Consider the following 13990-nt stretch of genomic DNA (forward strand, 5'->3'; position numbering starts at 1 on the left):
CCCTGCGATGACCGCCGACGGCGCGCGCCGATCCCGGTACTTGTGCCTGATTGTCTCGCTCACGTCCGTATTCTCCCTCGGGCCCGCCCCACTATTTCGCACGCTTGCACGAGCGCCGAAACCGGCCCGCCGTCGTCCACGTGACAAATCAACCATAACCGGCGATGCCGACCGGAATGCGCAGGCGACCCGCGGCGCGGGTTCAGGGCTCGGTGCGATAGCGGTGGCCGCCGCCGGATTTCGCGGCGTACATGGCGCGGTCGGCGGCGTGGATGAGGGTGACCGGATTGTGGTCGCCGTCGGCGGTGGTGGCGATGCCGATGCTGGCCCGGACGTGAACCAGCGCCGTGGACAGCGGGAAGGGCAGCGCGATCTCGATGAGGATGCGGTCGGCGATGAGGCGGGCCGCGTCCTCGGTGCCGGCGGTGGTGATGACGAATTCGTCTCCGCCGTAACGGCATACGCAGTCGTCGGGGCCGGTGACCGCGCGCAGGCGCTCGGCGACCGCGATCAGCAGCTCGTCGCCGATGCCGTGGCCGTGGAGGTCGTTGATCTGCTTGAAGCCGTCCAGATCCACCAGCAGCAGCGACAGCGGCCGCCCCGCGGCCATGGATCGCAGGATGCTCTCCTCGAGCACGGTGCGATTGGGCAGCCCCGTCAGCCGGTCGTGGGTCGCGGCGTGGTGCAGCCGGTCCTGCAGCTCGCTGATCCGGTGCTCACGGGCGGCGACGGCGGCGCGCAGGATGGTCTCGTGCTCGCCGAGGGCGCGTTCGGTCAGGGCTTCGGCGTAACCGGCCATCGCGTGCCCGGCCAGCAGCGCCCAGGCCGAGGCGGTTTCGGTGGGTGCGGCCAGCAGCAGGGCGCTGGCCAGCGGGCCGACGAACCGGGAGCTGGTGGGCAGCCCGGGCAGGCCGGTGGCGAGCTCGTGACCGAGTGCCTGTGCGGCGCTGATGCTTTCGCTGTCCACCGAGCCGATGCTCCCGTTGTCGGTCGCGCTGATCCGGTCGAGCGCGCACAGGAAATCGGTGGCCAGTTCCGCGGCCGCGACCGGGTCGGTGGCGGTATATCCCACCGCCGCAAGCAGTTTCAGGTATTGGTCGGCGGCGCGCTGCAGGGTGCGCTCCCGGTCGCAGGGACCCGATCGTGTCGCTCCCGATCGCCGCAGGATCATCGCAGTCGCCCCACTCCGGCGTATCCGGGGGTGTACGGGACCGGCCCCGAGCCCTCGGACAGCGCGGGCCGCCAGGCGGACGGTGCGACCAAACCCGGTGGCACCAGCTCGAATCCGTCGAAGAGACGTAGGATCTCGTCGCGCGGCCGCATGCTGAGCGGGGTCGGTGTGCGGCGGTAGAGGTCCTGGACGGCCTGGTGGGCATCGGCTTCGACGCTGCCGTGCACGATCACGAGGTAGCTGCCGGGGGCCAGTTGCGCCCGGATCTGGGCCAGGATGCCGGACGGATCATCGGAGTCCGGGATGAAATGCAGGACGGCGAGCAGCAATACGGCGACGGGACGGTCGAAATCGAGCAGCAGCCCGGCGCCGTCGTCGCCGAGGAAATCCGCGGGGCGGCGGAGATCGGATTCCAGCACGAGTGTGTCGCGATCGCCCCGCAGCAGCGCACGGCTGTGGGTGACGGCGACCGGATCATTGTCGACGTAGACCACCCGCGCCCCGGGGCACGCTTCACGCGCCACCTCGTGCACATTGCCGACCGTCGGAATCCCGGAACCGACATCGAGGAACTGGGTGATGCCCTGCGCGGCCAGGAACCGGACCGCCCGCCCCAGAAATGCCCGATTCTCCCGCGCGATGACCGGCGCGTCCGGCATCTGGGCCATGGTCTCGCGCGCGAAGGCCCGATCGACCTGGAAGTTGTGTGATCCACCGAGGAAGAAGTCCCAGACCCGGGCCGCGCTGGGCCGGTCCAGATCGACGGTCAGCGGCGCCCACTCCGGCCGCGTATCTGCATTCTCGGGCTCCATCCGCACGCATCCTCCCCAGGATCGCTCAACAGTCCCCGCAACAACACAACCACACTCGCCCTGCCCGAAGATCAGCGTACCGAGTCAGAGGGCGCGGGCGCAGGGTTGCGGTGGGCACGGCAGTTCGAATGGCGTGGAAATCCCTTTTCTTGGCATGTATCGACACCCTGCCGCTTCGCGGAGTTCCTTGCCGGGCTGGAAGAGAAATCGTGGCGGCCGCGTTCACCCCCTCGGAACGACGAAGGAGACCCCGATGAGCATCACCCACCGCGCGCTGTCCGCCCCCGCCGACGATGCGGCCGCCGTGGTCGCCGAACTGCGCGACCGGGCCGAAATCACCGACGCCCTCTACCGATTCGCGCTCGGACAGGACCGCAAGGACGCGGAGTTGTTCGCCTCGGCCTTCACCGCCGACGCCGAACTGGACTTCCGCCCCGCCGCCGCCCGCTGGGGCGCCGCGCCGCCGGTGATGACCGGCCGCGACGCGATCGTCTCGGCCATCCTCGAAATGTTCACCGGCCGTGTGGATACCACCCACCAGGTCACCAATCCGCGCATCGCCATCGACGGCGACACCGCGACCATGACCGCCCTCGTCGAGGCCCAGCACCTGCTCACCGCCGACCACGACACCTTCGCGCTGCTGAAGAACCCCTACGAACTGGAGCTGGTGCGCGACGGCGACCGCTGGCTCATCCACCGCATGCGCATCGAGAACACCTGGTACCTCGGCGAGCCGAAGGCCATCTTCGGGGGCTGAGCCCCCGGTACCAGAATTGGGTGTGAACCCTGAGGCGGTACCCGGTTACCGGTGGGCACACTGGTCCAATGACGACATTGCACCTGGTAGGCGGGCCTTCGGCGGCCGAGTCGCTGCGCGTGGCACTCGACGGCAGCGTCGAGCACGCGGACGAGGCGGTGGCGTGGTTTCCCGATGATCTGAGTTGCGGTCCGCTGGACCCGGGCGATCCCGACGCCCGGGTCCGGTGGTGGCAGTGGTGGGACGAGATGGTCGCGGCGCAGATCGGTGAAGCGCCCGATCGTCCGGTGAACCTGCGCGCGGAGTTGGCGGAGTTCTGGGAAAAGGTCGCGGCCGCCGATCGTCTCGTGGTCTGGTACGGCCGCGACAATGCCGGTGAGCTCTCCTTCTTCCACGCATTGTGCGACCAACTGCCCGATCGCCCCCTCGAGGCGGTCGAATTGCTCGGCGCGGCAGGGGCTTACAGCCCGGATGAGCTGGCCCGGTATCTCTCCCGGCCCGAGCCTGTCACCGCCGACGAACGCGCGGCCGCTCGCCACGCCTGGCAGCGAATCACACGGGAGAACCAGACCTTCCGCATTGTCGCGGGCGAGCTGACCTCCGCACCGGCCGACCATTACGACAAGGCTCTCCTCGACGCGGCGGGTCCCGACTGGACGGTCATCGCCCGGGTCGTCGGACCGGTGATGGCCGCGCGGAATGTCGCTGACGCTCCGCTGTTCTGGCGAGTCAAGACCCTGGTCGACTCCGGCGCCCTGCTCGCCGACGGCAATCCGTGGCTGGTCCGCCAGACGAAAATCAAACGCCCGTAGCCCGGTCGGGATCTGTCGAATGCAGCAAAAGACGTTGTCAACTGGGAGGAAACCCGCACGCTAGGATGCCGGTATGAGCTCCCGAGCCGAACACCGCGACACCGGCGATCCCGCCCCTGTGCAGCGGGAGGTGCCGCCCGATACCCCGACCGGGGTCGAGCTGGAGCGGGTGATCGGCAAGCAGGTGCGGGCGCTGCGGCTGGCCAGTGGGCTGTCGGTGGGTGATATGGCGGTCAAGGTGGGAATCTCCAAGGCCATGCTGTCCAAGATCGAGAATGCTCAGACCTCTTGCAGCCTTTCGACTTTGGCGCGGCTGGCGGCGGGTCTGGATGTGCCGGTCACCTCGTTGTTCCGGGGTGCGGACACCGCGCGTGAGGCCGTGTACACCTCGGCCGGGCACGGCGCGGTGATCGTGGGGCGTGGCACCCGGGTGGGGCACCACTACGAGCTACTGGGCGCGCTGCGCGGGCAGCACAAGCGGCTGGAACCGGTGCTGGTCACGCTGACCGAGAGCAGCGAGACATTCCCGCTGTTCCAGCACGCGGGCACCGAACTGCTGTACATGCTCGAGGGCGTCATGGTCTACGGCCACGGCGACTCGGAATACACGCTGCGGCCGGGTGATTCGCTGCTGCTGGATGGTGAGGGCGCGCATGGGCCGAGCGATCTGGTCCGGCTGCCCATCCGGTTCCTGGCCATCACCGCGTACCCGGACAATCACGTCGAGGAATGATCAGCCGGTGACCCAGGCCGCCATGACATCGGCCAGGGCCGCCGCGCCGATGTGGCAGTCGGCCGATTCGGCGAACTCCGACGGCGAGTGGGAGACACCGGTGGGGTTGCGCACGAACAGCATTGCGGTCGGCACCAGCTCGGACAGGATGCCCGCATCGTGGCCCGCCTGGGTCGGGATCACCGGAATGTCGCCCAGGTGGGCGAGCGCGGCGGCCAGTCGGGCGCGGGGCTCCGGCGGGAAATCGACCACGGGCGTGATGGATTCGGCATGGACCGCGAGTTCGACGCCCTCGGCTCCGGCCTGGGCACGGGCCGCGCGGGCTATGCCCTCGACCAGGGCGTCGAGGGTGGGCTGATCGGCGGCGCGGGCGTCGAGCCAGGCCCGGACGCGGGAGGGAATCGCGTTGGTGCCGTTGGGTGAAACCAGTACCTTGCCGAAGGTGGCGACGGCCTCGTGTATCGCCGCCTCGGTCCGGGCGGCGTGCACGGTGGCGGCGAAGGGCAGCATGGGGTCGCGGCGGTCGACCAGGCGGGTCGCGCCCGCGTGATTGGCCTCGCCGGTGAAGTCGAATTCCCAACGGCCGTGCGGCCAGATGGCCGAGGCCATGGCCAGTGGGCGATCCACCAGGTCCAGGGCGCGGCCCTGCTCGATGTGCAGCTCGACGAAGACGCCGACGCGCTCGGCGAGGGTGAGGTCGGGGCCGAGTGACTGCGGATCGCGACCGGCGCGAATCAGGGCTTCGGCCAAGGTGATTCCATCGCCGCCGCGTAGACCCAGTGCTCGTTCGGGTGCGAGCACGCCGGTGCTGAGCTGGGAGCCGATACAGGCGACGCCGAAGCGTGCGCCTTCCTCGTCCGAGAAGGCCACCACCGCAATGGGTATCGACGGTTCCACGGCGCGAGCCCGGAGCAGATCGACGGCGGTGAAGGCCGAGACGATGCCCAGCGGGCCGTCGAACGCCCCGCCGTCGGGCACCGAGTCCAGGTGCGAGCCGGTGACGAACGCGCCCTTGGGATCTCCCACCCAGTTGCGCGGCAGCCACCAGGCCCACAGGTTGCCGTTGCGGTCCTCCTCCACGTCCATGGACCGGGCCGCCGCGCAGCCCCGGAACCATTCGCGCAGTGTGAGATCCGCGTCCGACCAGGCGAACCGACGATACCCGCCGGTGTCGGCGTGGCGGCCGACCGCCTCGATCTCGGCCCAGAGCGGGTCGAAGATCGGTGCGGCGGAGTCGGATTCGGCGCTCATGCGACCGCCCCGGGAATCCAGTCGGTGCCCGCCAGCGGCACCCGCGCCATGGCGGCCGCCTCGACGGTCAGGGCCACCAGGTCCTCGGGTTCGAGATTGCGCAGGTGGGATTTGCCGCAGGCGCGGGCCAGGGTCTGTGCCTCCATGGTGAGCACGCGCAGGTAGTTGGCCAGGCGGCGGCCGCCCTCGACCGGGTCCAGGCGGGCGGCGAGTTCCGGGTCCTGGGTGGTGATGCCCGCCGGGTCGCGGCCGTCTTGGAAGTCGTCGTAGTAGCCCGCCGCCGAACCGAGCGCCTCGTACTGCGCGGCGTAGCGGGGGTGGTTGTCGCCCAGGGCGATCAGGGCGGCGGTGCCGATGGCGACCGCGTCCGCGCCCAGCGCCATGGCCTTGGCCACGTCGGCGCCGGTGCGGATGCCGCCGGAGACGATGAGCTGCACCCGCCGGTGCACGCCTAGCTCCTTCAGTGCGCGGGCCGCCTGCGGGATGGCCGCGAGCGTGGGTATCCCGACGTGTTCGATGAACACGTCCTGGGTGGCGGCGGTGCCGCCCTGCATGCCGTCCACTACGACCACGTCCGCACCCGCTTTCACCGCGAGTTTCACATCGTAGTAGGTGCGGGTCGCGCCGACCTTGATGTAGATCGGCTTCTCCCAATTCGTGATCTCACGCAGTTCCAGGATCTTGATGGCGAGATCGTCCGGGCCGGTCCAGTCGGGGTGGCGGCAGGCGCTGCGCTGGTCGATGCCCCGGGGCAGGGTGCGCATGGCGGCGACCCGCTCGTTGATCTTCTGGCCCAGCAGCATGCCGCCGCCGCCGGGCTTGGCGCCCTGGCCGAGCACGATCTCGATGGCGTCGGCGGCGCGCAGGTCGTCCGGATTCATGCCGTAGCGGGACGGAAGATACTGGTACACCAGGTGTTTGGACTGGCCGCGCTCCTCCGGGGTCATGCCGCCGTCGCCGGTGGTGGTGGAGGTGCCCACCGCGCTCGCGCCGCGGCCCAGCGCCTCCTTGGCCGGGCCCGACAGCGCGCCGAAGCTCATGCCCGCGATGGTGATCGGAATATCCAGATGCAGTGGATGCTTAGCGTGCCGGTCGCCGAGGACGACGTCGGTGTCGCAGCGTTCCCGGTAGCCCTCGAGCGGGTAGCGGGACATGGACGCGCCCAGGAACAGCAGGTCGTCGAAGTGCGGCAGCGGGCGTTTGGCGCCCCAGCCGCGGATGTCGTAGATGCCGGTGTCGGCGGCGCGCTGGATCTCGGCGATGGCGTGGCGGTCGAAGGTCGCCGATTCCCGCAGCGGCATAGGGGTATTCGCAGGGTGCATGGTGTCGCTCCTCGGGTGCGGGTCAGTACGCGGCCGCGTTGTCGACGTGGAAGTGGTAGAGCTGGCGGGCCGAGCCGTAGCGGCTGAAATCCGCCGGGTCGGCGTCGAATCCGGCCAGCGACAACAGGTCCCGCAGTTCGGCCAGATGCTCGGCGCGCATAGGTTTGCGCACGCAGTCCGCGCCGAGGGAGGCGACCGTGCCGCGCACGTAGATGCGGGCCTCGTAGAGTGAGTCCCCCAGTGCCTCACCGGCGTCGCCGAGCACCACCAAGCGTCCGGCCTGGCCCATGAAGGCGCTCATGTGGCCTATGCTGCCACCCACCACGATGTCCACGCCCTTCATCGAAATACCGCAGCGCGCACCGGCATTGCCCTCGAGGACCAGCAGCCCGCCGTGCGCGGTCGCGCCCGCCGACTGCGAGGCGTCGCCTTGGACGCGCACGGTGCCGGACATCATGTTCTCGGCGACGCCGACACCGGCGCTGCCGTTGACGGTCACGCTCGCGTGCTGGTTCATGCCCGCGCAGTAGTAGCCGACATGCCCGTCGATGACGACGTCCATGTCCCGGTTCAGCCCGCAGGCCAGCGCGTGCGCGCCGCGCGGGTTGGTCAGGGTCACCGCGGCCGGGGCGTCGGGTGCGCTGAGCGCGGAATTGACCGCGCGCGTGCCGGATTCGACGACGTCGAGGATGGTGCGCTCGGTCACGATCGCCGCCATAGGTACACCTCTTCCGGTTCGGGTTCGAAGATTCGGGCCTGCTCGACGCCGGGGAGTTCGGCCAGGGCGCGGTACTCCGAAGCCATGGCCACCCAGCGGTCGGTCTCGGCGACGATGGCCGGTTTGCAGGCGATGGCGTCGCGGACCACGGCGAAGGAGTCGCTGGTGGACACCAGCAGGGTGTAGAAGCCGTCGAAGCGTTCGTTCAGCAGCAGGAGCGCCTTCTCCAGGTCCGCGCCGCGGGCCAGCTGGTCGGCGACGAAGCGCGCGCCCACCTCGGTGTCGTTCTCGCTGTCGAATTCCACGCCGTGACGCAGCAATTCGTGCTTGATGCTCATGTGGTTGCTGAACGAGCCGTTGTGGACCAGGCATTGGCCGGGGCCGACCGAGAAGGGGTGAGAGCCCTCGGCGGTCACGGCGGACTCGGTCGCCATGCGGGTGTGGGCGACGCCCTGCCAGCCCTGGGCGGCGGGCAGGCCGAAATCGCGGGCCAGGGTGGCCGGATCGCCGACGCCCTTCAGTACGGTCAGTTCGCCGCCGAACCCGATCACGCGGGCCTGGGGTGCGAGCTTGCGCACGGCATCGACCACTTCCTCCGCTGCCGCAACGGAATTCAGCACGATGGTCGGTGCGAGTTCCAGCGCCGTCACCGGTAGACCCACCAGGTCGGTGAGTGCGGCGGCGAGGTCCGCGGCGGGCAGCGGCGAGTCCAGCAGCGATACCGTCTCGGTGCCGGGCGGCGACCACATGGGATCGCCGTAGACCGCCATGCCGGCCGAATCCGGTCCGCGGTCACACATCTGGTCGAGCATGCCGGTGAGCAGTGCGCCCAGGCTAGGGTACAGCGCGGGGTCGCGCAGGTGCAGGCCGACAATGCCGCACATGGTGTCCTCCAAAGGGTTTCGGGCTCAGAAGGCCGTGAGGTAGTGCTCGATCTCCCAGTCGGAGACGGTGTTGTGCCAGGCGAAGAACTCCTCGCGCTTGCGCTCGGCGAAGTAGTCCGCGACGCCGGGACCGGCGATATCGAGGGCGGCGGTGACCACCGGGTCGGCGGTGAGCGCGTCCATGGCGTGCACGAGAGTCATTGGGAGCGTGTCACCTTGACGCTCCCCCGGTGCGCCGGGATCGAGTTCGCGGTCAATGCCGTCGAGTCCGGCCGCCACCGCTGCGGCGATGGCCAGGTACGGGTTCGCCGAGCCGTCCGCGCCGCGCAATTCGACCCGGTGCGAGTCGGGGACGCGCAGGTAGTGTGTGCGGTCGTTGCCGCCGTAGGTGGCGTAGCGCGGGGACCAGGTCGCGCCGCTGGCGGTGCTGGTCGCGCCGGTTCGCTTGTAGGAGTTGACCGTCGGCGCGATGACGCCCTGCAAGGCGCAGGCGTGGTCGAGCATGCCCGCGAGGAAGCCGTAGGCGGTCGGCGACAGACCCAGGCCGCGCGGGTCGGCGGCGTCGGGGAACAGCGGGCGGTCCCCGGCCCACAGCGACAGGTGCAGGTGCATGCCCGTCCCGGTGCGGTCGGTGAAGGGCTTGGGCATGAAAGTGGCCTTCATGCCGCGCTTCTCGGCGATCACCGACAGCAGGTAGCGGGCGGTGATCACGCGGTCGGCGGTGGTCAGGGCGTCGGAGTAGTCGAAGTTCTGCTCGAACTGGCCGTTGCCGTCCTCGTGGTCGCTGGCGTAGTTGCCCCAGCCCAGCGTGTTCATGGCCTGTGAGACCTCGGTGAGGTGGTCGTACATGCGGGTCACATCGCGGGCGTCGTAGCAGGGCTGGCGGCTCACATCGGCGGTGTCGGCCGGGGCCAAGCCGGCGGGGGTGCGGTCCACCAGGAAGTATTCGATCTCCGCGCCGACATTCACGGTGTAGCCGCGCTCGGCCGCGCGAGCCAGGGTGCGCTCCAGGATGACCCGGGGCGCGAAGGGCCACGGTGTGCCCTCCACCTGCGGGGTGCAGTGCACCATCGCCAGGCCCGGGCGGACGAACGGGATCGGGGTGAAGGTGGCGACGTCCGGGATGGCCATCAGGTCCGGGTCGCGCGGCTGCTGGCCGATCATGCCCGCGGCGTATCCGGCGAAACCCACGCCCTCCTCGGCCAATTGGTCCACTGCCTGGACGGGAACCAGCTTGGCGCAGGGCTTGCCGGACAGGGTGGTGAAGACGGCGAGGATGAAGGTGGTGCCGGTGTCGCGGGCCTGTTCGGCCAGGGTGCGGTGGGTGGTGATCGGGGTGACGGTCGCGGTGGGGGTGTCTATCGCCATATCGGCTCCTGGAACAGCGGGGTGGATCGGATGTGGTTGGAGGTCAGCGCATTTCGCCGGCGCCGGCGTACGGGTGCGGGCTCAGCAGGGGGCGGCCCTCGGCGAATCGGGAGTAGCGGAAGTCGGCGGCGTCCACGTTCGGCAGGGTGGTCTCGCCGTCGAGCAGCAGGTCGGCGACCAGGCGGCCGACCGCCGGGGAGATCTTGAAACCGTGGCCGGAGAAACCGGTCGCGAGGAACAGGCCGTCGATCGGGGCTGGGCCGATGATCGGGTTGTAGTCCGGGGTCACGTCATACGCGCCGACGTAGCTGCCGGTGACGCGCGGATCGGGCATGTGCGGCAGGCGGTGGTCGAGGCGGCCGATGACCTTCTCGACGGTGGAGTCGTCGGCGCGGTTGACGAAATCGTCCGGGTCCACGTACTCGGGGACGGCATGATCGCTGTTGCCCGCCAGCAGTTCCCCATTCGGTTCCCGACAGAGGTATTGCAGGCTGGCGAGATCCGAGAGCACCGGCACGGATGGGAGCGGCTCGCCCTGATCGATCAGGATCAGCTGGGCGCGTTGGGCTTTCACCGGAACCTCGACGCCGACGGAGGCGGTCAGGTCCGGCGTCCACGGTCCCGCGGCGACGATCACCGTCCCCGCGTGTACCTCGGTCCCGTCCGAGAGTCGCGCGCCGATGACCCGTCCCCCGCGCTCGAGCAGTTCGACGACCTCGCACTGCTGCCGGATGCGCACGCCGCGTTCCCGCGCCGCGGCCCCGAAAGCCATTCCGGTCAAATAGGCTTCGCCTCGTCCACCGCGCGGTTCATAGGCCAATGCGGCGAAGTCATCGACCCGCAGTCCCGGCCACAACTCGGCCATCTCCTCCGGCCCGATGAGCTCGACCTCGATGCCCAGCCCCTGCTGCATGGCCACATTGGCCTTCAGCGGATCGACATTGTCCGCGCCCACGCCGACCACGTACCCGCACTGCCGGAACCCCAGGTCATCCCCGAGAATCTCGCGGGCATTCTCGAAGAACGGCACCGACCACCACGACATGGCCGCCAGCGAGGCCGCCCCGTAATGGCACCGCACCACCCCGCTGGACTTCCCGGTCATCCCGGAGCACAGCGTGTTCCGCTCCACCACCAGCACGTCGGTGGCACCCCGCTCGGCCAGCGACCACGCGATCGCCAACCCTTCCAATCCCCCACCGACAATGAGGAACTCCGTGGTGCGGGTCATCAACCCTCGCCTCCCGCCGCGTCTTCTTCCATGAACCGTTGTTGCATCTCATGAAACCACAGCGGCACGCGACGAACGCCCGGTTAACCAAGTTGTCACAGCCGACCACATCACCGAAACACAGCGAATAGCCTTGAGTGAAACGCCGTTTCAGTCAGCTAGATGACGAACATCAGGAGCCCCAAACAGGCCACCCCACGGACGCAAGGTAGATGCAAGGTTGATGCAAGTGTTGGCGGGGGCGGTGTGGGTACCGTCGGTGGGGTGAAAGATGATCGAAATAATATGGCACAACGGCCGTTTCGGTTCTCTGTCGGTCTCGGTGGTGGTGAGTCGCGGGCCGAGTGGCGGAAGAAGGCGCAGCAGGCCGAGGACCTGGGGTATGACGTGGTTACGGTGCCCGACCATTTGGGCATGATCTCGCCGTTTCCCGCGCTGATCACGATGGCGGAGGCGACGGATCGGGTGTGGGTCGGGACCATGGTGCTGGACGGGGCCTTCTATCGGGCGGCTTGGCTGGCGCGCGATGTCGCGAGTGTGGCGCAATTGACCGATGGGCGGTTCGAGTTGGGGCTCGGTGCCGGACCGGATTTCGCGAAACCCGAGTTCGAGGCACTGGGGTTGCCGTTCCCGAGTGCGCGGCAGCGCATCGAGCATTTGCGCGATCTGATCGTCGACACCAGGGCGCTGTTCGCGGGCGATCACCAACCGCCGGTGCAGCACCGCATTCCGCTGCTGGTGGCCGGGGGCGGTGACCGACTGTTACGGGTGGCCGCCGAGCACGCCGACACCATCTCGTTGGCCGGGATACCGGTCGCTGCCGATATCGACTCCGACGAGATCGGCGACGCCGCGCTCGCGCGCCGCTCCCAGTTCGTCCGCGAGGTTGCCGGAACACGGTTCGCCGATATCGAATTGGGGTTGACGGTGCAGGCGGTGGAGGTCGAGGGGCACGGCGAGGTCGACCTGACAATCCCCCGCATGTTCCAGCCCACCTTCTCCGATGCGCAGTTGCGCCACCTGCCCGGGTTCCTCCACGGTTCGGCCCGCGGCATCGCCGACACTCTTCGCCACTACCGGGACGAATACTCCGTCACCCATTTCTCGATCAACGAGTCCCAGATGACCGCCTTGGCGAAGGTGATCGAAGAGCTTCGCTGACCACTCGGGGACCCGCTGACATCCGCGCACCGCGCTGGTCGAACCAACCAGCGCGGTGCGACGGAAGATCAACCGGCCATGCGTCAGTGGGATGACAGGTTCACGCCGCGGTTCAGTGGGCGGGAGCCAGTACCGGGCTGTTGTGATAGGCGGCGATCAGCCACCGGTCGTCGCGCTTCTCGAAGACCCAGGTCGCGTTCACCTTTCGCTCGTCGCCGGGAACTTCGGTCTCGCCGGCGAACAGGATGGCGGATTCGCTGATCACGATCGCGGCGTCCTCGCCGAGGAAGCGGATGCTGAGCTGCTTGTTGTAGGTCGAGCTGCCCGCCAGCGGCCCCGCGAAGGCCAGTGCCATGTTCTGGCGGATCACCTCGCGGCTGTCGCGCAACGAGCCCGGCAGGATGGCGGTCGCGTCCGCGGTGTAGTCGGCGACCATGGCGTCGGCGTCGCCCGCCTCCCACGCCTTGTAGGAATCGGCCAGCACGGCCTGGATTGCGGCCTCGTCCGCGGCACGAGTGTTCGACATCGGGGTCTCCCTTGTGGATCGGTTCGCCGGAGTGTTCCGGCGATCTCGGGAATACATACCGACGGCGGTATCCGAACTCATCGCGCCCGCGGAAAAAATCTCGGGGCTACGCGTCGAGCCGGGCCGCCAGACCGAAACTCGCGAAGATCTCGGGATCCTGGAACACCGAATTCCGGCTGATGCCCTCGGCGGTGACCGTGAAGATCTGGAGCGTGTGCAGTTCGTAGTTGCCATCGACGCGCCGGTAGGCGGCGAATCCGGGTTGGCCGCCGTTGGCGGCGACCGGCACGAGACGCCAGTCCTTCCCGCCCACCTCGAAGACCCAGCCCATGAACAGGCCGTAGTTGCCGCGCCCCGCGAACCAGTTGAGCATGGGCGGCATCTCCATGATGACGTCCTCGGTGAGCAGCGCCTTGAGGCCCTCGATATCGGCCTGCGTGAACGCCGACATGTAGCGCTCGACCCAGGCGCGCTGCTCGGCCGTGGACGGCTCGCTGACCCCTTCCAGCCCAATCTCTTTCAGCCGGGCGCGCGCCCGCTGCAGGGAGCTGTTCACCGAAACGACGGTGACGCCGAGGATTTCCGCCGTCTCGGCCGCGGAGAAACCGAGCACCTCGCGCAGGATCAACGCGCCCCGCTGCCGCGCCGACAGATGCTGCAGCGCGGACGCGAACGCCAAGCGCAGGCTGCCGCGATCGATCACGGCCCCCGCCGGATCGCCGGTATCCAGCAACGAATCCGGCAGCGGCTGCAACCAGGCGGCGTGCTCGCCCCGCACCAGCGGCCCGAGCGGATCCGCCGCGGCCACCAACCCCGAAGGCAGCGGTCGACCCCCGCGAGTCTGCAGCGCGGTCAGACAGACGTTGGTCGCGATCCGATAAAGCCAGGTCCGCACCGAACTACGCGAATCGTCATACTGCTCCCGAGCCCGCCACGCCCTCAAATACGTGTCCTGAACCAGATCCTCGGCATCATGCGCCGACCCCATCATCCGATAGCAATACGCCAACAACTCCGCCCGAAACGGCTCGATCCGCCGCTCGAACCCCCCACCCCTCGACACTTCCCTCACCACCACGCCTCATCTCCATAGCCGCCCCAAGCACCATACCGGCGCCGGCGACGATCATCCGCCGTGCCGGAACAAGATCAGGGAGCTCTCAGTGCTGGAATTTGTCCGGATCGCCTGCCTGAGAGCTCCCTGATCTTGGTGGTGGTTGGGTGGGTCAGGGGGTGAAGGG

At 68.8% G+C, this 13990-nt stretch carries 14 protein-coding genes; 4 read left to right on the forward strand and 10 right to left on the reverse strand.

Going from position 1 to position 13990, the window contains the following annotated elements; all coding sequences use genetic code 11:
* Positions 1-202: 202 nt before the first annotated feature.
* Together ACAM49_RS20225 and ACAM49_RS20230 are read right to left on the reverse strand one after the other, a co-directional pair.
* Positions 203-1171 carry a diguanylate cyclase gene (locus ACAM49_RS20225; RefSeq protein WP_369637089.1) on the reverse strand — a complete coding sequence of 323 codons (969 nt, stop codon included), beginning with the start codon at positions 1169-1171 and terminating at the stop codon, positions 203-205.
* Positions 1168-1983 carry an SAM-dependent methyltransferase gene (locus tag ACAM49_RS20230; RefSeq protein WP_369637090.1) on the reverse strand — a complete coding sequence of 272 codons (816 nt, stop codon included), beginning with the start codon at positions 1981-1983 and terminating at the stop codon, positions 1168-1170. Before ACAM49_RS20230 ends, ACAM49_RS20225 begins: the two co-directional genes overlap by 4 nt.
* Before the next feature lie 253 nt (positions 1984-2236).
* On the opposite strand from ACAM49_RS20230, the gene ACAM49_RS20235 reads away from it, so the two are divergent.
* The 3 genes from ACAM49_RS20235 to ACAM49_RS20245 all read left to right on the forward strand — a co-directional run bounded on the left by ACAM49_RS20235 (position 2237) and on the right by ACAM49_RS20245 (position 4288).
* Entirely contained in the window at positions 2237-2743 is a 507-nt protein-coding gene (locus tag ACAM49_RS20235; RefSeq protein WP_369637091.1) for a nuclear transport factor 2 family protein, read from the forward strand.
* A 68-nt stretch (positions 2744-2811) separates the two neighbouring features.
* Positions 2812-3555, forward strand: a complete 744-nt coding sequence (locus ACAM49_RS20240) for a DUF3658 domain-containing protein (protein WP_369637092.1) — start codon at positions 2812-2814, stop codon at positions 3553-3555.
* 73 nt (positions 3556-3628) lie between these two features.
* Complete coding sequence (locus ACAM49_RS20245; protein ID WP_369637093.1) at positions 3629-4288, forward strand: helix-turn-helix domain-containing protein; 660 nt, start codon at positions 3629-3631, stop codon at positions 4286-4288.
* Here ACAM49_RS20245 and ACAM49_RS20250 read toward each other — a convergent pair whose 3' ends face one another.
* Genes ACAM49_RS20250 through ACAM49_RS20275 form a run of 6 tightly spaced genes read right to left on the reverse strand, consistent with a single transcriptional unit; the run spans position 4289 to position 11062 of the window.
* A complete protein-coding gene (locus tag ACAM49_RS20250) occupies positions 4289-5539 on the reverse strand; it encodes an allantoate amidohydrolase (RefSeq protein WP_369637094.1) in 1251 nt (416 codons plus the stop codon).
* The gene (locus ACAM49_RS20255; protein WP_369637095.1) at positions 5536-6861 is read right to left on the reverse strand and encodes an FMN-binding glutamate synthase family protein; all 1326 of its coding nucleotides are present in this window, start codon (positions 6859-6861) and stop codon (positions 5536-5538) included. Before ACAM49_RS20255 ends, ACAM49_RS20250 begins: the two co-directional genes overlap by 4 nt.
* 22 nt (positions 6862-6883) lie before the next feature.
* A complete protein-coding gene (locus ACAM49_RS20260; RefSeq protein ID WP_369637096.1) occupies positions 6884-7579 on the reverse strand; it encodes a protein glxC in 696 nt (231 codons plus the stop codon).
* Complete coding sequence (locus ACAM49_RS20265) at positions 7564-8463, reverse strand: glutamine amidotransferase family protein (RefSeq protein ID WP_369637097.1); 900 nt, start codon at positions 8461-8463, stop codon at positions 7564-7566. The genes ACAM49_RS20260 and ACAM49_RS20265 overlap by 16 nt, the downstream gene beginning before the upstream one ends.
* A gap of 24 nt (positions 8464-8487) precedes the next feature.
* Positions 8488-9831, reverse strand: coding sequence for a type III glutamate--ammonia ligase (glnT, locus tag ACAM49_RS20270; protein WP_369637098.1), 1344 nt, complete (start codon positions 9829-9831; stop codon positions 8488-8490).
* 43 nt (positions 9832-9874) lie between these two features.
* Positions 9875-11062, reverse strand: a complete 1188-nt coding sequence (locus ACAM49_RS20275) for an NAD(P)/FAD-dependent oxidoreductase (protein ID WP_369637099.1) — start codon at positions 11060-11062, stop codon at positions 9875-9877.
* Between the two features lie 162 nt (positions 11063-11224).
* On the opposite strand from ACAM49_RS20275, the gene ACAM49_RS20280 reads away from it, so the two are divergent.
* A complete protein-coding gene (locus tag ACAM49_RS20280) occupies positions 11225-12223 on the forward strand; it encodes a TIGR03621 family F420-dependent LLM class oxidoreductase (protein ID WP_369637100.1) in 999 nt (332 codons plus the stop codon).
* Positions 12224-12335: 112 nt separating this feature from the next.
* On the opposite strand, the gene ACAM49_RS20285 is transcribed toward ACAM49_RS20280, so the two are convergent.
* Both ACAM49_RS20285 and ACAM49_RS20290 read right to left on the reverse strand, forming a co-directional pair.
* The gene (locus tag ACAM49_RS20285; protein WP_369637101.1) at positions 12336-12749 is read right to left on the reverse strand and encodes an SgcJ/EcaC family oxidoreductase; all 414 of its coding nucleotides are present in this window, start codon (positions 12747-12749) and stop codon (positions 12336-12338) included.
* 106 nt (positions 12750-12855) lie between these two features.
* The gene (locus tag ACAM49_RS20290) at positions 12856-13827 is read right to left on the reverse strand and encodes a sigma-70 family RNA polymerase sigma factor (protein WP_369637102.1); all 972 of its coding nucleotides are present in this window, start codon (positions 13825-13827) and stop codon (positions 12856-12858) included.
* Positions 13828-13990: the final 163 nt, after the last annotated feature.

This window comes from Nocardia sp. JMUB6875, assembly GCF_041154655.1.
Taxonomy (GTDB): Bacteria; Actinomycetota; Actinomycetes; order Mycobacteriales; family Mycobacteriaceae; genus Nocardia.